Genomic DNA, 13652 nt, shown 5'->3' on the forward strand with positions numbered 1-13652 from the left:
AAATCCCGTTTCCGTGTAAGCTGAGCTGTGATGACGAGGGAAATTTAGTACCGAAGTCTTTGATTCCACACTGCCAAGAAAAGCCTCTAGCGAGATGCAAGGTGCCCGTACCGCAAACCGACACAGGTAGGCGAGGAGAGAATCCTAAGGTGAGCGAGTGAACTCTCGTTAAGGAACTCGGCAAAATGACCCCGTAACTTCGGGAGAAGGGGTGCTCTATTAGGGTGCAAGCCCGAGAGAGCCGCAGTGAATAGGCCCAGGCGACTGTTTAGCAAAAACACAGGTCTCTGCGAAACCGTAAGGTGAAGTATAGGGGCTGACACCTGCCCGGTGCTGGAAGGTTAAGAGGAGTGCTTAGCGCAAGCGAAGGTGCGAATTGAAGCCCCAGTAAACGGCGGCCGTAACTATAACGGTCCTAAGGTAGCGAAATTCCTTGTCGGGTAAGTTCCGACCCGCACGAAAGGTGCAACGATCTGGGCACTGTCTCAACGAGAGACTCGGTGAAATTATAGTACCTGTGAAGATGCAGGTTACCCGCGACAGGACGGAAAGACCCCGTGGAGCTTTACTGCAGCCTGATATTGAATTTTGGCACAGCTTGTACAGGATAGGTAGGAGCCTTGGAAACCGGAGCGCCAGCTTCGGTGGAGGCATTGGTGGGATACTACCCCCGCTGTGTTGAACTTCTAACCCGCGGCCCTTATCGGGCCGGGAGACAGTGTCAGGCAGGCAGTTTGACTGGGGCGGTCGCCTCCTAAAGAGTAACGGAGGCGCCCAAAGGTTCCCTCAGAATGGTTGGAAATCATTCGAAGAGTGTAAAGGCATAAGGGAGCTTGACTGCGAGACCTACAAGTCGAGCAGGGTCGAAAGACGGGCTTAGTGATCCGGTGGTTCCGCATGGAAGGGCCATCGCTCAACGGATAAAAGCTACCCCGGGGATAACAGGCTTATCTCCCCCAAGAGTCCACATCGACGGGGAGGTTTGGCACCTCGATGTCGGCTCATCGCATCCTGGGGCTGTAGTCGGTCCCAAGGGTTGGGCTGTTCGCCCATTAAAGCGGTACGCGAGCTGGGTTCAGAACGTCGTGAGACAGTTCGGTCCCTATCCGTCGTGGGCGCAGGAAATTTGAGAGGAGCTGTCCTTAGTACGAGAGGACCGGGATGGACGCACCGCTGGTGTACCAGTTGTCATGCCAATGGCATCGCTGGGTAGCTATGTGCGGACGGGATAAGTGCTGAAAGCATCTAAGCATGAAGCCCCCCTCAAGATGAGATTTCCCACACGCAAGTGGTAAGATCCCTGAAAGATGATCAGGTAGATAGGTTCGAGGTGGAAGCATGGTGACATGTGCAGCTGACGAATACTAATCGATCGAGGACTTAACCAATTAGGTGATTCTCAGGAATCTGATTACATTGATGTCGTATCCAGTTTTGAGAGAACGAATTTTTTCGTTTTTTCTAAAAACCTGTTGTTGAAATCAGCAATGGAAACTTGGTATAATAGTTTTTGTTCCAAGTAAGCAGATAGTCTAGTGATGACAGCGAAGAGGTCACACCCGTTCCCATGCCGAACACGGAAGTTAAGCTCTTCAGCGCCGATGGTAGTTGGGGGTTTCCCCCTGTGAGAGTAGGACGTCGCTAGGCATTGTTCCACAGTAGCTCAGTGGTAGAGCAATCGGCTGTTAACCGATCGGTCGTAGGTTCGAGTCCTACCTGTGGAGCCATTTTTCTGCTTCCATAGCTCAGCAGGTAGAGCGCTTCCATGGTAAGGAAGAGGTCGCAGGTTCAAATCCTGTTGGAAGCTCCACAGAGGCCCGTTGGTCAAGTGGTTAAGACACCGCCCTTTCACGGCGGTAACACGGGTTCGAATCCCGTACGGGTCACCATTTAAAAACATTCCCTGGAGAATTAGCTCAGCTGGGAGAGCATCTGCCTTACAAGCAGAGGGTCGGCGGTTCGAGCCCGTCATTCTCCACCATTTTTTTGCCGGTGTAGCTCAACTGGTAGAGCAACTGACTTGTAATCAGTAGGTTGGGGGTTCAAGTCCTCTTGCCGGCACCAGTTTTCAACTTTATATGGAGGGGTAGCGAAGTGGCTAAACGCGGCGGACTGTAAATCCGCTCCTTCGGGTTCGGCAGTTCGAATCTGCCCCCCTCCACCATTTTTTAAAAAAGGACATGCTTTTGAGGTGTCTTTTCGTTTTTTCAGGGTATATTACCTGTAAGCGTTGGGCTATAGCCAAGCGGTAAGGCAACGGACTTTGACTCCGTCATGCGTTGGTTCGAATCCAGCTAGCCCAGCCATACGAGCCATTAGCTCAGTTGGTAGAGCATCTGACTTTTAATCAGAGGGTCGAAGGTTCGAGTCCTTCATGGCTCACTCACAAAGCTTCTCAGCGATTATGACATCGCTGGGAAGCTTTTTTTATTAGGTTTTTAAATGTATGATGATGATAAAGATAGGTTAGCAGGGGCTATTAAGAGAGGCGTTGACGAAATATGAAATTAGAAGATACGGGTGAGAGGATCATCCCTGATGAGATGAAGCCTTCAAACCTGATGCTGCTTGAGCATATGGCGAGATATCAGTTTGCATTTCCATATGTGAAAGGACGTGTACTGGATCTGGCTTGTGGTTCAGGCTATGGAAGTGTGATGGCAGCAAAGCAGTCAAAGCGTAAGATCACCAGTATGACAGCAGTTGATTTTTCACAGGAAGCGATTACGTATGCGCGTGGAAGGTATCATCATCCTATGATCTCTTATGAATGTCATAATGCTGTTGATCGCATGCTTCCGAAAAAGCTTGGTATGTTTGATTGTATTCTTTCTTTTGAAACATATGAACATATTGTTGAGGAAGACGCTTTTTTAGAGAATTTGTATCAGATGCTAAAGCCTGGAGGAACCCTGGTTATTTCTACGCCATTTGGAGAAGGAAGAGGAAAACCTTCATCGGAGCCTTTTCATATTCATCAGATTACAAAAGATGAGTTTACGTCATTATTTGATAGGTACGCTTATGGTGAAAAGACATTTTACTATCAGTCAGGAGTTCTTGTCGAGCCATTGAGAGAAGGAATGAATTATCAGTTTGGTATTGCTGTTTGTCAGAAAGGAGAAGAGCAATGAAAAAAATTTTAGTCGCGACGGATGGATCAGAACATGCTAAAAGAGCTTTAGAAAAAGCAATTGAACTTGCGGGGAAAGAGGAAGACTCAGTCATCAACCTGATGTATGTAGTGGATGGAGAAACCTCTAAATCAGATGTACTGCAGTATGGAGACTCAGATACTGCAAGCTTTAAGCGGGAGAAAAAGCTGCAGGAGAGCGTGGACTTGGTGGAAGCGAAAGGCATCAAGACGAAACTTATGATTGAACACGGTGACCCTGAAGAAGTACTGATTGATCACGCCAATAGCAATGACTATGACCTTGTACTTGTCGGCAGCCGGGGGCGTAATAAGTTCCAGACGATGGTGCTTGGCAGCGTCAGTCATAAGCTTGTGAAGCACATTGATGCACCTGTAATGGTTGTGAAGTAAACATACAAAACCCTTTTCGTTCAATGGTGGGCGGAAAGGGTTTTTTTCTCCCTATTTATAATAGAAGAAAAAATTTAATACATGATGGGTAAACGGTGATATCAACTGCCAATGCATAATCATACATCATCCTGCACAGTTGAACCACTTGAAATGAAAGCGTTACAATGGTGGAGTGAGACTTTTAACAGGGGGTATAAAGAGATGAAGAAAAAGAACATTTCAGTAATCGGTGTGCCGATGGATTTAGGACAGATGCGCCGTGGAGTAGATATGGGACCGAGTGCAATCCGTTATGCCGGTCTGCTTGAACGTCTGGAGGCAATTGGCCATACAGTGACTGATCTTGGTGATATCCAGATTGATCAGCCTGAGCGGGTACATACAGCGGATACAAACCTTCGTAATCTTGACGCTGTGGTAAAAGGCAGTACAGCACTTGCAGATCAGGTGAAGAAAGTGAAAACAGATGGAGACTTCCCACTGATTCTGGGTGGAGATCACAGTATCGCAATCGGGTCACTTGCAGGGATCAGCAGCAACTATGAGAATCTTGGTGTGATCTGGTATGACGCACACGGTGACCTGAACACGGGTGACACGTCCCCGTCAGGAAACATCCATGGCATGCCTCTTGCAGTCAGCCTTGGTATTGGTCATGAAGATCTTGTAAATATCCATGATTATACGCCAAAGGTGAAGCCTGAAAACATCGTGATTATCGGAGCGCGTTCACTTGATGAAGGTGAAAGAGTACTGATTAAGGAAAAAGGTATCCGCGTGTACACGATGCATGAAGTGGACCGCATGGGTATGACGAAAGTGATGGAAGAGTCGATTGAGTACCTGAAAGGCCGCACTGATGGCGTGCACCTTTCGCTTGATCTAGACGGCTTAGATCCAAATGACGCTCCGGGTGTGGGAACGCCTGTCATTGGCGGAATCAGCTACCGTGAGAGTCACCTTGCGATGGAGATGCTTGCTGAAGCGGATATTCTGACATCAGCTGAGTTTGTTGAGGTTAATCCGATTCTGGATGAGAAAAATAAGACTGCAACTGTGGCAGTTGCGTTGGCTGGCTCGCTATTTGGCGAGAAACTTCTGTAATAATGTGGGCCGTCTGCGGGGAATGCTGCAGGCGGTTTTTTCTTGGTCAGAGTGTAGTTCTATTTACATGATTTCCGGAACCAGTGTCAAAATCTCCTGAACGACCACCAAAATTTCATGAACGTGCCGTGTGATTTCCTGAACACCAGCCGTAATCTCCGGGAAAACAGCTGTAATCTCCTGAACCCACACCCAAATACCCCTCCCGAGTATTCCAATAATTTCTAACATTTTTGCAATAACTGGATGACACTGTACTAGATTTAGTAGTACAATAGAAATGCGTGCTTATAAAATAATTCGACAAATATCATTACATAAAAAATCTTGAAATAAAAATAAAAAAGCGTGAAACCTTTTGCGCATTTCTTACGTAAATAGGTTAGAGCCGCATGGAGCGGAGGTAAATAGATGGAATCCATAGTGAAAAAGCGAATACAGCAGGTGCGGAAGGGAGATCAGGATGCGTTCGGTGAGATTGTGGAACTCTTTAAAGACAGAGTGTACCACGTCTGCTTCAGAATGCTTGGTAACCGCCACGAAGCAGAGGATATTGCACAGGAGGCATTTATCAGAGCGTATACGAATATCCACACGTTTGATATTGACCGGAAGTTTTCAACGTGGCTGTTCCGTATTGCAACGAACCTGTGTATTGACCGGATCCGAAAGAAAAAGCCAGATTATTATCTTGATGCTGAAGTCTCGGGAACAGATGGCCTGACGATGTATTCTCAGGTAGAAACAGACGATCCTCTTCCTGAAGAAGAAGTGGAGTCGATGGAACTCCAGGAGTCAATTCAAAAAGAAATTTCCAGATTACCCGACAAATATCGTTCTGTTATCGTATTAAAATATATAGAGGAGCTTTCTCTGAAAGAAATCAGTGAAATTCTTGAGCTGCCGATCGGTACAGTAAAGACGAGAATTCACAGAGGCAGAGAAGCGCTCAGAAAGCAATTAAGATCAATATAGGAGAGGGTGAGTACAGTGAACACTTGTCCTGAAAATATCGTGCTGATGATGCATGATTATTTAGATGAAGAGATTTCACAAGAACACGAAAAGGAGTTAAAGACGCACCTTCAGTCCTGTGAAGCGTGCAAAACTCATTTTCATGAATTGAAAAAGACAGTTGCGCTCGTACAGAGCACTTCACATATACAGGCACCGGATAACTTTACGCAGAATGTGATGGCGAAACTGCCGAAAGAAAAGAAGAAGGCCGGGATGAATCGCTGGTTCAACCGGCACCCGCTGCTTGCAGCAGCTGCTGTATTTTTCATTTTGATGAGTGGCAGTCTGATGACGAACTGGAATGGCGGGGATGAGCTATCCTTTACACAAAGTGATCAGGTCGTGGTCGAAGGAAACACAGTTGTGGTCCCTGAAGGCGAAACTGTTCAGGGAGACCTCATAGTACGCAATGGCGACCTTCGCATTGAAGGCACGGTGGAAGGAAATGTGACCGTCGTCAATGGCCAGCAGTTCATGGCTGGTGCGGGCGGGGTGACAGGTGAGATTGAGGAGGTTGACCAGGCATTCGAATGGCTCTGGTATTCCATCAAATCTGCAGCCAAGGAGCTTGGCAGTTTCACCAGCAACGATGATGAATAACTGAAAAGAAGCGCCGGCAGATCAAATGACTGCCGGCGCTTTTTGTATGAAAAAGTTATCTGAGAGAGAACATCAGAGATGCTGTCGGAAAATTTTTAGGAGATCCCGCCTTAAAATAACAGAAAATTCTACTATTATTAATCCTGATCCGATATAGTAATGATACAGTTGATTTAATTTGTTAAAAAAGACATAATAAAATTATGTAGGTAAAATTGATCATATTACAGGATAAAATTATGTTAAAAGGAGGGTTTGTAAGATTGAAAAACATCAAAACTGAACAAATCTTTTCTTATTTGCGATGGGTTTTTCTGGCGGGGGTAGCGATCACTTACTGGATTCCGTTCTTACATGAGCGAATTGGGTATACCGGACAATCGTTTTATCTGCTGATTCTGTTATTCTTTACGTTTACAGTCATTGCACAGTGGCAGCTTTCTGTAAATGAAGAAAATCAGGTGTATTTTCCATTGCTTTTTAGAAGCGGTGTGTGGATTGACTACGCGGCATTCATCTGGCTGATTGCGATCACCGGGGGAATTCAGAGTGCTTTTTTACCGATTATGTATGTGATCTTAATGCATGCGATGGTTCACTGGAAGGAGCGGGGCGCGATCTGGATGACGTCAGCGCTGGTGATCGGACTCTGGTCAGCACCTTATTATTCTACGGGTTATACAGATCAGGCGATTGTAACAGGTGTGGTACAGACGTTTGTGCTGATCGTCATGAGCACATTCAGTGCTGTTTTAGTGCTCAGGGAACGCAGGTATTTTACGCAGGCGGCAACGCTCGGTGATGAACTGAAGAAGGATTATCTGACTGGTCTTTATAATGTCCGTTATTTCAGGGAAGAAATGAAAGCGGTTAATCAGCGTGGTGAAGCTTATCACTTGCTGATCGGCGATATTGATTTCTTCAAGGTGGCAAATGATCAGTATGGACATCTTTTTGGTGATCAGGTACTTGCTGCAATCGGCCCTGTCTTGAAAAAGGTTTCCTATGCACATAACGGGACGGCATTCCGTTATGGAGGAGAGGAATTTGTCTTTTTATTTCCCGGGAAAGATTTTTATGTCGAAGATTTTCTTTATGAATTAAGAAATGAACTTGAACAGGTGGAGTTAGCACAGAAAGACTGGCGTCTGAGCCTGAGTTTTGGACATGCCATCAGCGAAGAGGCTGAAGGAGCAGAGCAGGTGATTGGACTTGCTGATCATCGTCTGTACCAGGCGAAGAAGAACGGGCGTGCATGTGCAGTGCTGAATAATGACGAGATTCTGCCTTATTTGTATGCCTTGTAACAACAGTTAAATTATGATTTCAATCATCCGCGATAAGACTTCTTCAGTCAGGTTGTGTTATAATGAGATGGTTTAATTGCTATGTATATAAATGATTCTTTAAATAGATAATTGGAGGAAGTCACATGCCGTTTGCCGACCAGTTTTCAGATTTAACGGTGTTAGATTTTGCTGTTCACGCAGTTGACGTACTCCTCGTGTGGTTTGTTTTTTATAAGCTGATCACGGTGATCAGAGGAACGAAGGCTGTACAGCTGTTAAAAGGAATTTTTGTTATTGTTGTGGTCCGGGTCCTCAGTGAATTACTCGGTTTTAATACACTGGCCTGGATTATGGAGCAAGTGATGTACTGGGGGGTTCTGGGCGTTATGATTATTTTCCAGCCTGAGCTGCGCCGCGCACTTGAGCAGCTGGGACGGGGGAAATTATTTGCCCGGGGAAACCTTCAGGAAGAAGAGGAGCGAAACCGCCTTGTAGAAGCTGTCACAAAGTCAGTCAGCTACATGGCAAAGCGCCGGATTGGTGCCCTGATTACGTTCGAGCGTGAGACAGGGATGGGAGACTATATTGAAACAGGGATCCCGATGGATTCGAATCTTACTTCCGAACTATTAATCAATTTATTTATTCCTAATACGCCGCTTCATGATGGTGCGGTGATTATTCAGAAAAACCGTATTGCAGCGGCTGCATGTTATCTGCCGCTTTCAGAAAGTCCGTTTATCTCAAAAGAACTTGGTACACGTCACCGGGCAGCGCTTGGTGTCAGCGAAGTAACCGACAGTATTACAGTCGTGGTATCCGAAGAGACTGGTGCGATTTCTGTCACGACCAACGGAGAGCTTCAGCGTGATCTGGAGCTGGATGAGTTCAGCAAGATCATCCGCCGTGAATGGTTCGGTGAAAAAGAAAATGTCACCTCTTCAACGCGATGGAACTGGAGGGGGAAAAAGAAGAATGGATAAATTCCTTGAAAGCCGATGGTTCCTGAGAGGGTTCGCCTTACTCATCGCGCTCCTGATGTTTTATACAGTGAATACTGAAGAAGAAGGTACAAACACATCTGTAAACTCGCAAAATGATGTGGAAGTGATTGAGAGTGTTCCGGTCGATACGATGTACAATGATGAGGAGTTTGTTGTAACAGGTGTACCGAGTACGGTAGATGTGACAATTGAAGGTCCTGCCCAGTATGTGACGAGAGCAGAGGCAGTGAGAGATTTTCGTGTGTTCTTAAACCTTGCAGACCTGGAACTAGGGACACATGAAGTGCCGCTGCAGCCTGAAGGTTTTTCATCAGAGCTAACGGTTACTATCTCTCCATCTGTTGCAACTGTCACAATCGATGAACGTGTAACAGAGGAATTTGCAGTGGATGCAGAGTTCAACCAGTCGATTATTCCGGAGGGTTATGAGCTTGCTGGCATTACAGCTGATCCTGAAACCGTTATGGTGACAGGCGCAAGAAGTGTTATTGAATCAATCAGATATGTCAGAGCTTCAGTTGATATGGATGAAACAGTAGAGGATGAGCAAACCATTGAGTCAACTGTTCAGGTGCTGAACGGATCACTTGATAAGCTGCCTGTCACAGTGGAACCGCAGACAGTCGACTTGACTGTCAGTGTCACACAGCCAAGTAAGGAAGTGGCGTTAGTGGCTGCGCCATCCGGAACGCCTGCTGAAGGGCTTCAGTTTGAGTCGATTGCACTGTCTGAAGAGACGGTTACGATCTATGGGCCTGGAGACACGATTGACAATATCAATGAAATTGAAGTACCATTTGATCTTTCGGGTGTATCAAGCGACGGTTCGCGGGTGGAAGTCCCAATTCCGGTACCTGAGGGTGTGACAAGCCTGTCGAGTGAGATGGTTTCCGGCGTCATTTCCCTGACAGAAGCTTCAGGAGAAGTTCCGGCTGAAGATGCAGAGGCTTCAGCTGAAACGCCTGAGGATACTGGAGAAGAGGAACCGGCTGAGGATACGGCCTCTAACGAAGATAATAGTGATTCAACGGAAGAGCTGACATTGTCGGCTCTTCCTGTTGAAATGAGAAATATAGGCGATGAACTGCAGGCGACTTTCCTGAGTCCTGCCAGCGGGGAGCTTAACTTACGCGTGACCGGAGAACCGGAAGCGCTTGAAGAGTTGTCAGAAGACGACGTTTCATTGTTTGTAGATGCTGAAGGGTTAGAAGAAGGCGAACATGAGATGGAAGTCCAGATCGATGGGCCTTCCAATGTGACATATATTTTATCGCAGACCAGTGTGACATTTTCACTGGCAGCTGCATAAGCCCTGGGAGGGGCCGTTTATAAGAAGGAGCGATGTTTATCATGGGTAAATATTTTGGAACGGACGGGGTCCGCGGAGTAGCAAACGCTGAGCTTACGCCGGAAATGGCATTTAAGCTTGGACGCTTCGGAGGATACGTGCTGACAAAAGAAACAACACGCCCGAAAGTGTTAATTGGACGTGATACAAGAATTTCAGGTCATATGCTTGAAGGTGCTCTTGTGGCAGGTCTTTTATCAATTGGTGCAGAAGTAATGCGTCTTGGTGTCATTTCAACACCAGGTGTAGCATTTCTGACAAAAGCAATGGGTGCGCAGGCTGGCGTGATGATCTCAGCTTCACACAACCCGGTGCCTGATAACGGAATCAAGTTTTTTGGTCCTGACGGCTTTAAGCTGACAGATGAGCAGGAGGCTGAAATAGAAGCACTGATCGATGCTGAAACAGATAACACACCTCGCCCGACTGGTGAGAACCTTGGCATTGTGACAGATTACTTTGAAGGCGGACAGAAGTACCTTCAGTATCTGAAGCAGTCTGCTGATGAGGACTTCAGCGGTATTCACGTGGCACTTGACTGTGCGCATGGCGCAACGTCTGCACTTGCTACACACCTGTTTGCAGATCTGGATGCAGACCTTTCAACAATGGGTGCATCACCGAACGGTCTGAATATCAATGAAGGTGTAGGGTCAACACACCCTGAAACACTTGCAGGCTTTGTAAAAGAAAAAGGGGCAGATGTCGGCCTTGCATTCGATGGCGATGGTGACCGCATCATTGCAGTGGATGAAAATGGACAAGTTGTAGACGGCGATCAGATTATGTTCATCTGTGCAAAGCACCTGAAGAGCGAATCACGCCTCAAGCAGAACACAGTTGTCTCAACTGTCATGAGTAACCTCGGCTTCCATAAAGGTCTTGAAGAAGCAGGAATCCAGAGCATCCAGACAGCTGTCGGTGACCGTTATGTTGTAGAAGAAATGAAAAAAGGCAGCTACACGCTTGGCGGTGAGCAGTCCGGCCACATTATCTTCCTTGATTACAACACGACAGGTGACGGCCTGCTGACAGGTCTTCAGCTTGTGAATATCATGAAGCTGACTGGCAAGAAGCTGTCAGAGCTTGCTGCTGAAATGGAGATCTTCCCGCAGAAGCTAGTCAATATCCGCGTCAGCGATAAGCATGGCGTCACAGATAACGCAGAAGTGAAAGCGATCATTGAGCAGGTGGAAAAAGAAATGAACGGCAATGGCCGTATTCTTGTAAGACCATCCGGTACTGAGCCGCTTGTGCGCGTTATGGCAGAAGCACCGACAAAAGAGCTTTGCGAAGAGTATGTGAATCGCATTGCAGAGGTTGTTGAAAATGAGATGGGTGTAAAAGCTTAATATAATGTGTTTGAGAGGGATACTCTGCTAATGGGCAGGGTATTCCTTTTTTTGATTGGCGTGGGGGACTGACGCCTGGGCCTGAAGCTCTGGCCAGAGACACCATGATATGCGATCCCAATCCCCGCCAAAAAGGCACACGCCAAGCGTATGCCTTTCACTAGTCAAGCCCTATTAATCATCAGCTCATACGGATGTACACCATTTGCAACAAAATAACTCAGCGGCGCCTCTTCAAGCTGCTGATCCGCCGGAATATACGTTTTCAAATCAATCCCCATAACCGGGATTTCAAACGCCCGGATCATCCACGGGTCCAGGGCTTCCTTATTAATAGAAAAGGATTCCTCTGATGCGACCATCAATCTGAATGATGAGATACTGTCCATAAGCTGCTTCTCTTCAACGTTGAACGAAAGCGGCTTGATTAAAAGGAACAGAACGATCAGACAGATGCCATATGTCAGGAATACCAGATCAATCCCGGGAGACGTCAGTCCGATGCCAATAAAAATATTAAACGCAATCGCAATTCCCCATAGCCATTTGTTATACGTGAACTTAAATGTGAGTGCAAACAACAGAACAGGGAACGCCAGAAATCCAAAGACAACGATCCAGTTATCACCTTCGAATGAATGCGTAACAGCAAGCAGCACAAACATCAGTACCATCAGTATCCTGAGTACAAGGAGCGGTCTTTTTTTCAGCTCGAATTGTCCATTGAACTCTTTTCTGGCAAGCTTCTCCCACTTTTTATAGCCGTTAGATGAAAACGCCGATACAAGGGAAGGGTTCAGCTTAACCTCATGATGGTTCCTGAAGAGCTCATCAATCAGGAACTGTTCACTTTGTGTCAGTGATATAGACTGATCACTCTTTTGAAAAGCGATCGTTTCTCCGCTGACTTGTGAAGTTAATGCTCCTTTTTCCCTTAACGTAGAAAGCCCTGCAAGGAGGCTTTCATATTGGGTGGGCTTGTCCCGCTGCACGAACAAAATCGTCAACGGGCTGAAATTCATGACGTTTTCAGCGTGACCGGTCGTACGCTTCCTCATCACAAACATCAGCACTACAGAAGTGAGGATTGCAATGATCATGAAAACGTTAAACCATTTGATTCCTTCTCCGATTACAGCCTGGGTGTCAAAACGCTCATCCGCTTCAGCGTACTTTGCTTCCTGCTGTGCAATCAGCTCTTCTTTTGACATAGGAGCAGGCACTGTTTCAGCTCCAGTCATCACGTCTGAAGGGAACAGCACGCGCACTTCAGAATTTGTGTACATTGGAGAGGACGGTGTATAAAATCGTACCCCTGCCTCATCCTGGTGCGTAATCTCGCCTTTTCTGTCAGCGAAAAGAGCAGTGTACTCATCCGGTGAAACCGCTGAAGGGAATATAACGTCTATGTAGAGTTCATTAATATGATCATCATGATGTGATCCATCACTGAAAAACGGCAGATAGGCATCTGTGTACTCATCATAGACCCTCACAGCATCCTCAAGTGTGTAGGAATAAAATACCTTAATGGTTTCATACTCACCTTCAACCTCTGTCCATACCGTTTCATCACCGTATTCATAATAGAGCGGCGTAAGATCTGAGGTCTGGATAAATCCCGGCTCATCATTCGGTCCGGTAATCGCATACGCTTCAAAGTCATCTACCCCGCTATGACCTTCACGGTAAAGCGTACGCCCAACTTCTTCTTCATACTCAGTAAATGAATAATGAAACACTTCATTGACTGTTACATCACCATTTGGCTGAATCCAGGCACGCACCCTCGCCTCCTCAACCGTATAAGCAGCAGCCTCCACGGCGAATAACAGCCATAATAATCCTGCAGTCATCATCAGTTTCTTTAACATATCGTCACCTTCTTATTCATCAGTCGTTTATCCTTACGAATGATATCAGGAAAAAGTTTCAAAAAGAAGGAGTTGCGCAAAACTGAAAATATCCTGTAACCAATGTAACAATCCAGCATGCTATACTATCTCTCGTGCGTCACGAAAAATTTGTTTGACGTCAAAATCATCCATAACGTATGATAAGGTAAGCGTATTTTTCTTGAAAAGGGGTATACAGGAAAAGTCGCACTTTTATTTCAGAAGGAAAGAGAGGGCTGTAAGGTAGACCAATTAGTTATAAAAAGCGCCAGGACTGCCCGTTGAGTAGCGGCAGTTGACGAGGAGAAGGAGCATCGAGCATTCGGCGGATGCCTTCCGGCTGATGACTGCACAGCCGAAAACCTGTTATTCAAAATCACCGAGGCGACTCAGTGGACAAAGAAAACAGGACTGCAGCACCCAAAACTAAACTAGCGATGTTGAAGTAAAGAATAACAATCTTAGAGATTGCACAGCTGTGTGATTGAAGCGG

The 13652-nt window shown here is 46.3% G+C and carries 11 protein-coding genes, 8 tRNA genes and 2 rRNA genes; 19 read left to right on the forward strand and 2 right to left on the reverse strand.

The genetic code is table 11. From position 1 onward, the window contains the following. The 13 genes from JOD21_RS05670 to rocF form a co-directional block, all read left to right on the forward strand. Window positions 1–1388: ribosomal RNA gene (locus tag JOD21_RS05670) — 23S ribosomal RNA — on the forward strand; the annotation flags it as partial. 143 nt (window positions 1389–1531) lie between these two features. Next, window positions 1532–1647: ribosomal RNA gene (rrf, locus tag JOD21_RS05675) — 5S ribosomal RNA — on the forward strand. A gap of 5 nt (window positions 1648–1652) precedes the next feature. Beyond that, window positions 1653–1727, forward strand: a tRNA-Asn gene (locus JOD21_RS05680). A 7-nt stretch (window positions 1728–1734) separates the two neighbouring features. After that, window positions 1735–1810, forward strand: a tRNA-Thr gene (locus tag JOD21_RS05685). 4 nt (window positions 1811–1814) lie between these two features. Beyond that, window positions 1815–1889: transfer RNA gene (locus JOD21_RS05690), tRNA-Glu, on the forward strand. Between the two features lie 16 nt (window positions 1890–1905). Continuing rightward, window positions 1906–1981, forward strand: a tRNA-Val gene (locus JOD21_RS05695). 7 nt (window positions 1982–1988) lie between these two features. Then, window positions 1989–2064: transfer RNA gene (locus JOD21_RS05700), tRNA-Thr, on the forward strand. Window positions 2065–2080: 16 nt separating this feature from the next. Beyond that, a tRNA-Tyr gene (locus JOD21_RS05705) sits at window positions 2081–2164 on the forward strand. A gap of 67 nt (window positions 2165–2231) precedes the next feature. Next, window positions 2232–2306, forward strand: a tRNA-Gln gene (locus JOD21_RS05710). 3 nt (window positions 2307–2309) lie between these two features. Then, window positions 2310–2382 (forward strand) — tRNA-Lys (locus tag JOD21_RS05715). A 119-nt stretch (window positions 2383–2501) separates the two neighbouring features. Next, entirely contained in the window at window positions 2502–3134 is a 633-nt protein-coding gene (locus JOD21_RS05720) for a class I SAM-dependent methyltransferase (protein WP_204728696.1), read from the forward strand. Continuing rightward, window positions 3131–3547, forward strand: coding sequence for a universal stress protein (locus JOD21_RS05725; protein WP_204728697.1), 417 nt, complete (start codon window positions 3131–3133; stop codon window positions 3545–3547). The genes JOD21_RS05720 and JOD21_RS05725 overlap by 4 nt, the downstream gene beginning before the upstream one ends. A 204-nt stretch (window positions 3548–3751) precedes the next feature. Then, window positions 3752–4654 carry an arginase gene (gene rocF / locus JOD21_RS05730; RefSeq protein WP_204728698.1) on the forward strand — a complete coding sequence of 301 codons (903 nt, stop codon included), beginning with the start codon at window positions 3752–3754 and terminating at the stop codon, window positions 4652–4654. Window positions 4655–4717: 63 nt separating this feature from the next. On the opposite strand, the gene JOD21_RS19430 is transcribed toward rocF, so the two are convergent. Next, on the reverse strand, window positions 4718–4846 hold the full coding sequence (locus JOD21_RS19430) for a hypothetical protein (protein WP_275579571.1): 129 nt from the start codon (window positions 4844–4846) through the stop codon (window positions 4718–4720). A 219-nt stretch (window positions 4847–5065) separates the two neighbouring features. Between JOD21_RS19430 and sigW the strand changes: the two genes are divergently transcribed. The 6 genes from sigW to glmM all read left to right on the forward strand — a co-directional run bounded on the left by sigW (window position 5066) and on the right by glmM (window position 11264). Beyond that, window positions 5066–5629, forward strand: coding sequence for an RNA polymerase sigma factor SigW (gene sigW / locus JOD21_RS05735; RefSeq protein ID WP_204728699.1), 564 nt, complete (start codon window positions 5066–5068; stop codon window positions 5627–5629). A gap of 45 nt (window positions 5630–5674) precedes the next feature. After that, window positions 5675–6271, forward strand: a complete 597-nt coding sequence (locus JOD21_RS05740) for a zf-HC2 domain-containing protein (RefSeq protein WP_204728954.1) — start codon at window positions 5675–5677, stop codon at window positions 6269–6271. 263 nt (window positions 6272–6534) lie between these two features. Continuing rightward, complete coding sequence (locus tag JOD21_RS05745) at window positions 6535–7578, forward strand: GGDEF domain-containing protein (RefSeq protein WP_204728700.1); 1044 nt, start codon at window positions 6535–6537, stop codon at window positions 7576–7578. A gap of 125 nt (window positions 7579–7703) precedes the next feature. Further along, window positions 7704–8543: a diadenylate cyclase CdaA gene (gene cdaA, locus JOD21_RS05750; RefSeq protein WP_204728701.1), complete on the forward strand. Its 840-nt coding sequence runs from the start codon at window positions 7704–7706 to the stop codon at window positions 8541–8543. Next, a complete protein-coding gene (locus JOD21_RS05755) occupies window positions 8536–9873 on the forward strand; it encodes a CdaR family protein (protein ID WP_204728702.1) in 1338 nt (445 codons plus the stop codon). The genes cdaA and JOD21_RS05755 overlap by 8 nt, the downstream gene beginning before the upstream one ends. Before the next feature lie 41 nt (window positions 9874–9914). After that, window positions 9915–11264 (forward strand): phosphoglucosamine mutase, encoded by a 1350-nt coding sequence (gene glmM / locus JOD21_RS05760; protein ID WP_041120889.1) that lies wholly within the window; start codon window positions 9915–9917, stop codon window positions 11262–11264. Between the two features lie 164 nt (window positions 11265–11428). Here glmM and JOD21_RS05765 read toward each other — a convergent pair whose 3' ends face one another. After that, window positions 11429–13138, reverse strand: a complete 1710-nt coding sequence (locus tag JOD21_RS05765; RefSeq protein WP_204728703.1) for a DUF2207 domain-containing protein — start codon at window positions 13136–13138, stop codon at window positions 11429–11431. Between the last annotated feature and the right edge of the window lie 514 nt (window positions 13139–13652).

It is taken from the genome of Jeotgalibacillus terrae (assembly GCF_016908195.1).
Lineage (GTDB): Bacteria > Bacillota > Bacilli > Bacillales > Jeotgalibacillaceae > Jeotgalibacillus > Jeotgalibacillus terrae.

Coding starts and splice junctions, on each gene's coding strand:
- JOD21_RS05720 (WP_204728696.1), top strand. CDS start 2,502: ATGAAATTAGAAGATACGGGTGAGAGGATCATCCCTGATGAGATGAAG.
- JOD21_RS05755 (WP_204728702.1), top strand. CDS start 8,536: ATGGATAAATTCCTTGAAAGCCGATGGTTCCTGAGAGGGTTCGCCTTA.
- JOD21_RS05765 (WP_204728703.1), bottom strand. CDS start 13,138: ATGTTAAAGAAACTGATGATGACTGCAGGATTATTATGGCTGTTATTC.
- JOD21_RS05725 (WP_204728697.1), top strand. CDS start 3,131: ATGAAAAAAATTTTAGTCGCGACGGATGGATCAGAACATGCTAAAAGA.
- rocF (WP_204728698.1), top strand. CDS start 3,752: ATGAAGAAAAAGAACATTTCAGTAATCGGTGTGCCGATGGATTTAGGA.
- sigW (WP_204728699.1), top strand. CDS start 5,066: ATGGAATCCATAGTGAAAAAGCGAATACAGCAGGTGCGGAAGGGAGAT.
- cdaA (WP_204728701.1), top strand. CDS start 7,704: ATGCCGTTTGCCGACCAGTTTTCAGATTTAACGGTGTTAGATTTTGCT.
- JOD21_RS05740 (WP_204728954.1), top strand. CDS start 5,675: ATGATGCATGATTATTTAGATGAAGAGATTTCACAAGAACACGAAAAG.
- glmM (WP_041120889.1), top strand. CDS start 9,915: ATGGGTAAATATTTTGGAACGGACGGGGTCCGCGGAGTAGCAAACGCT.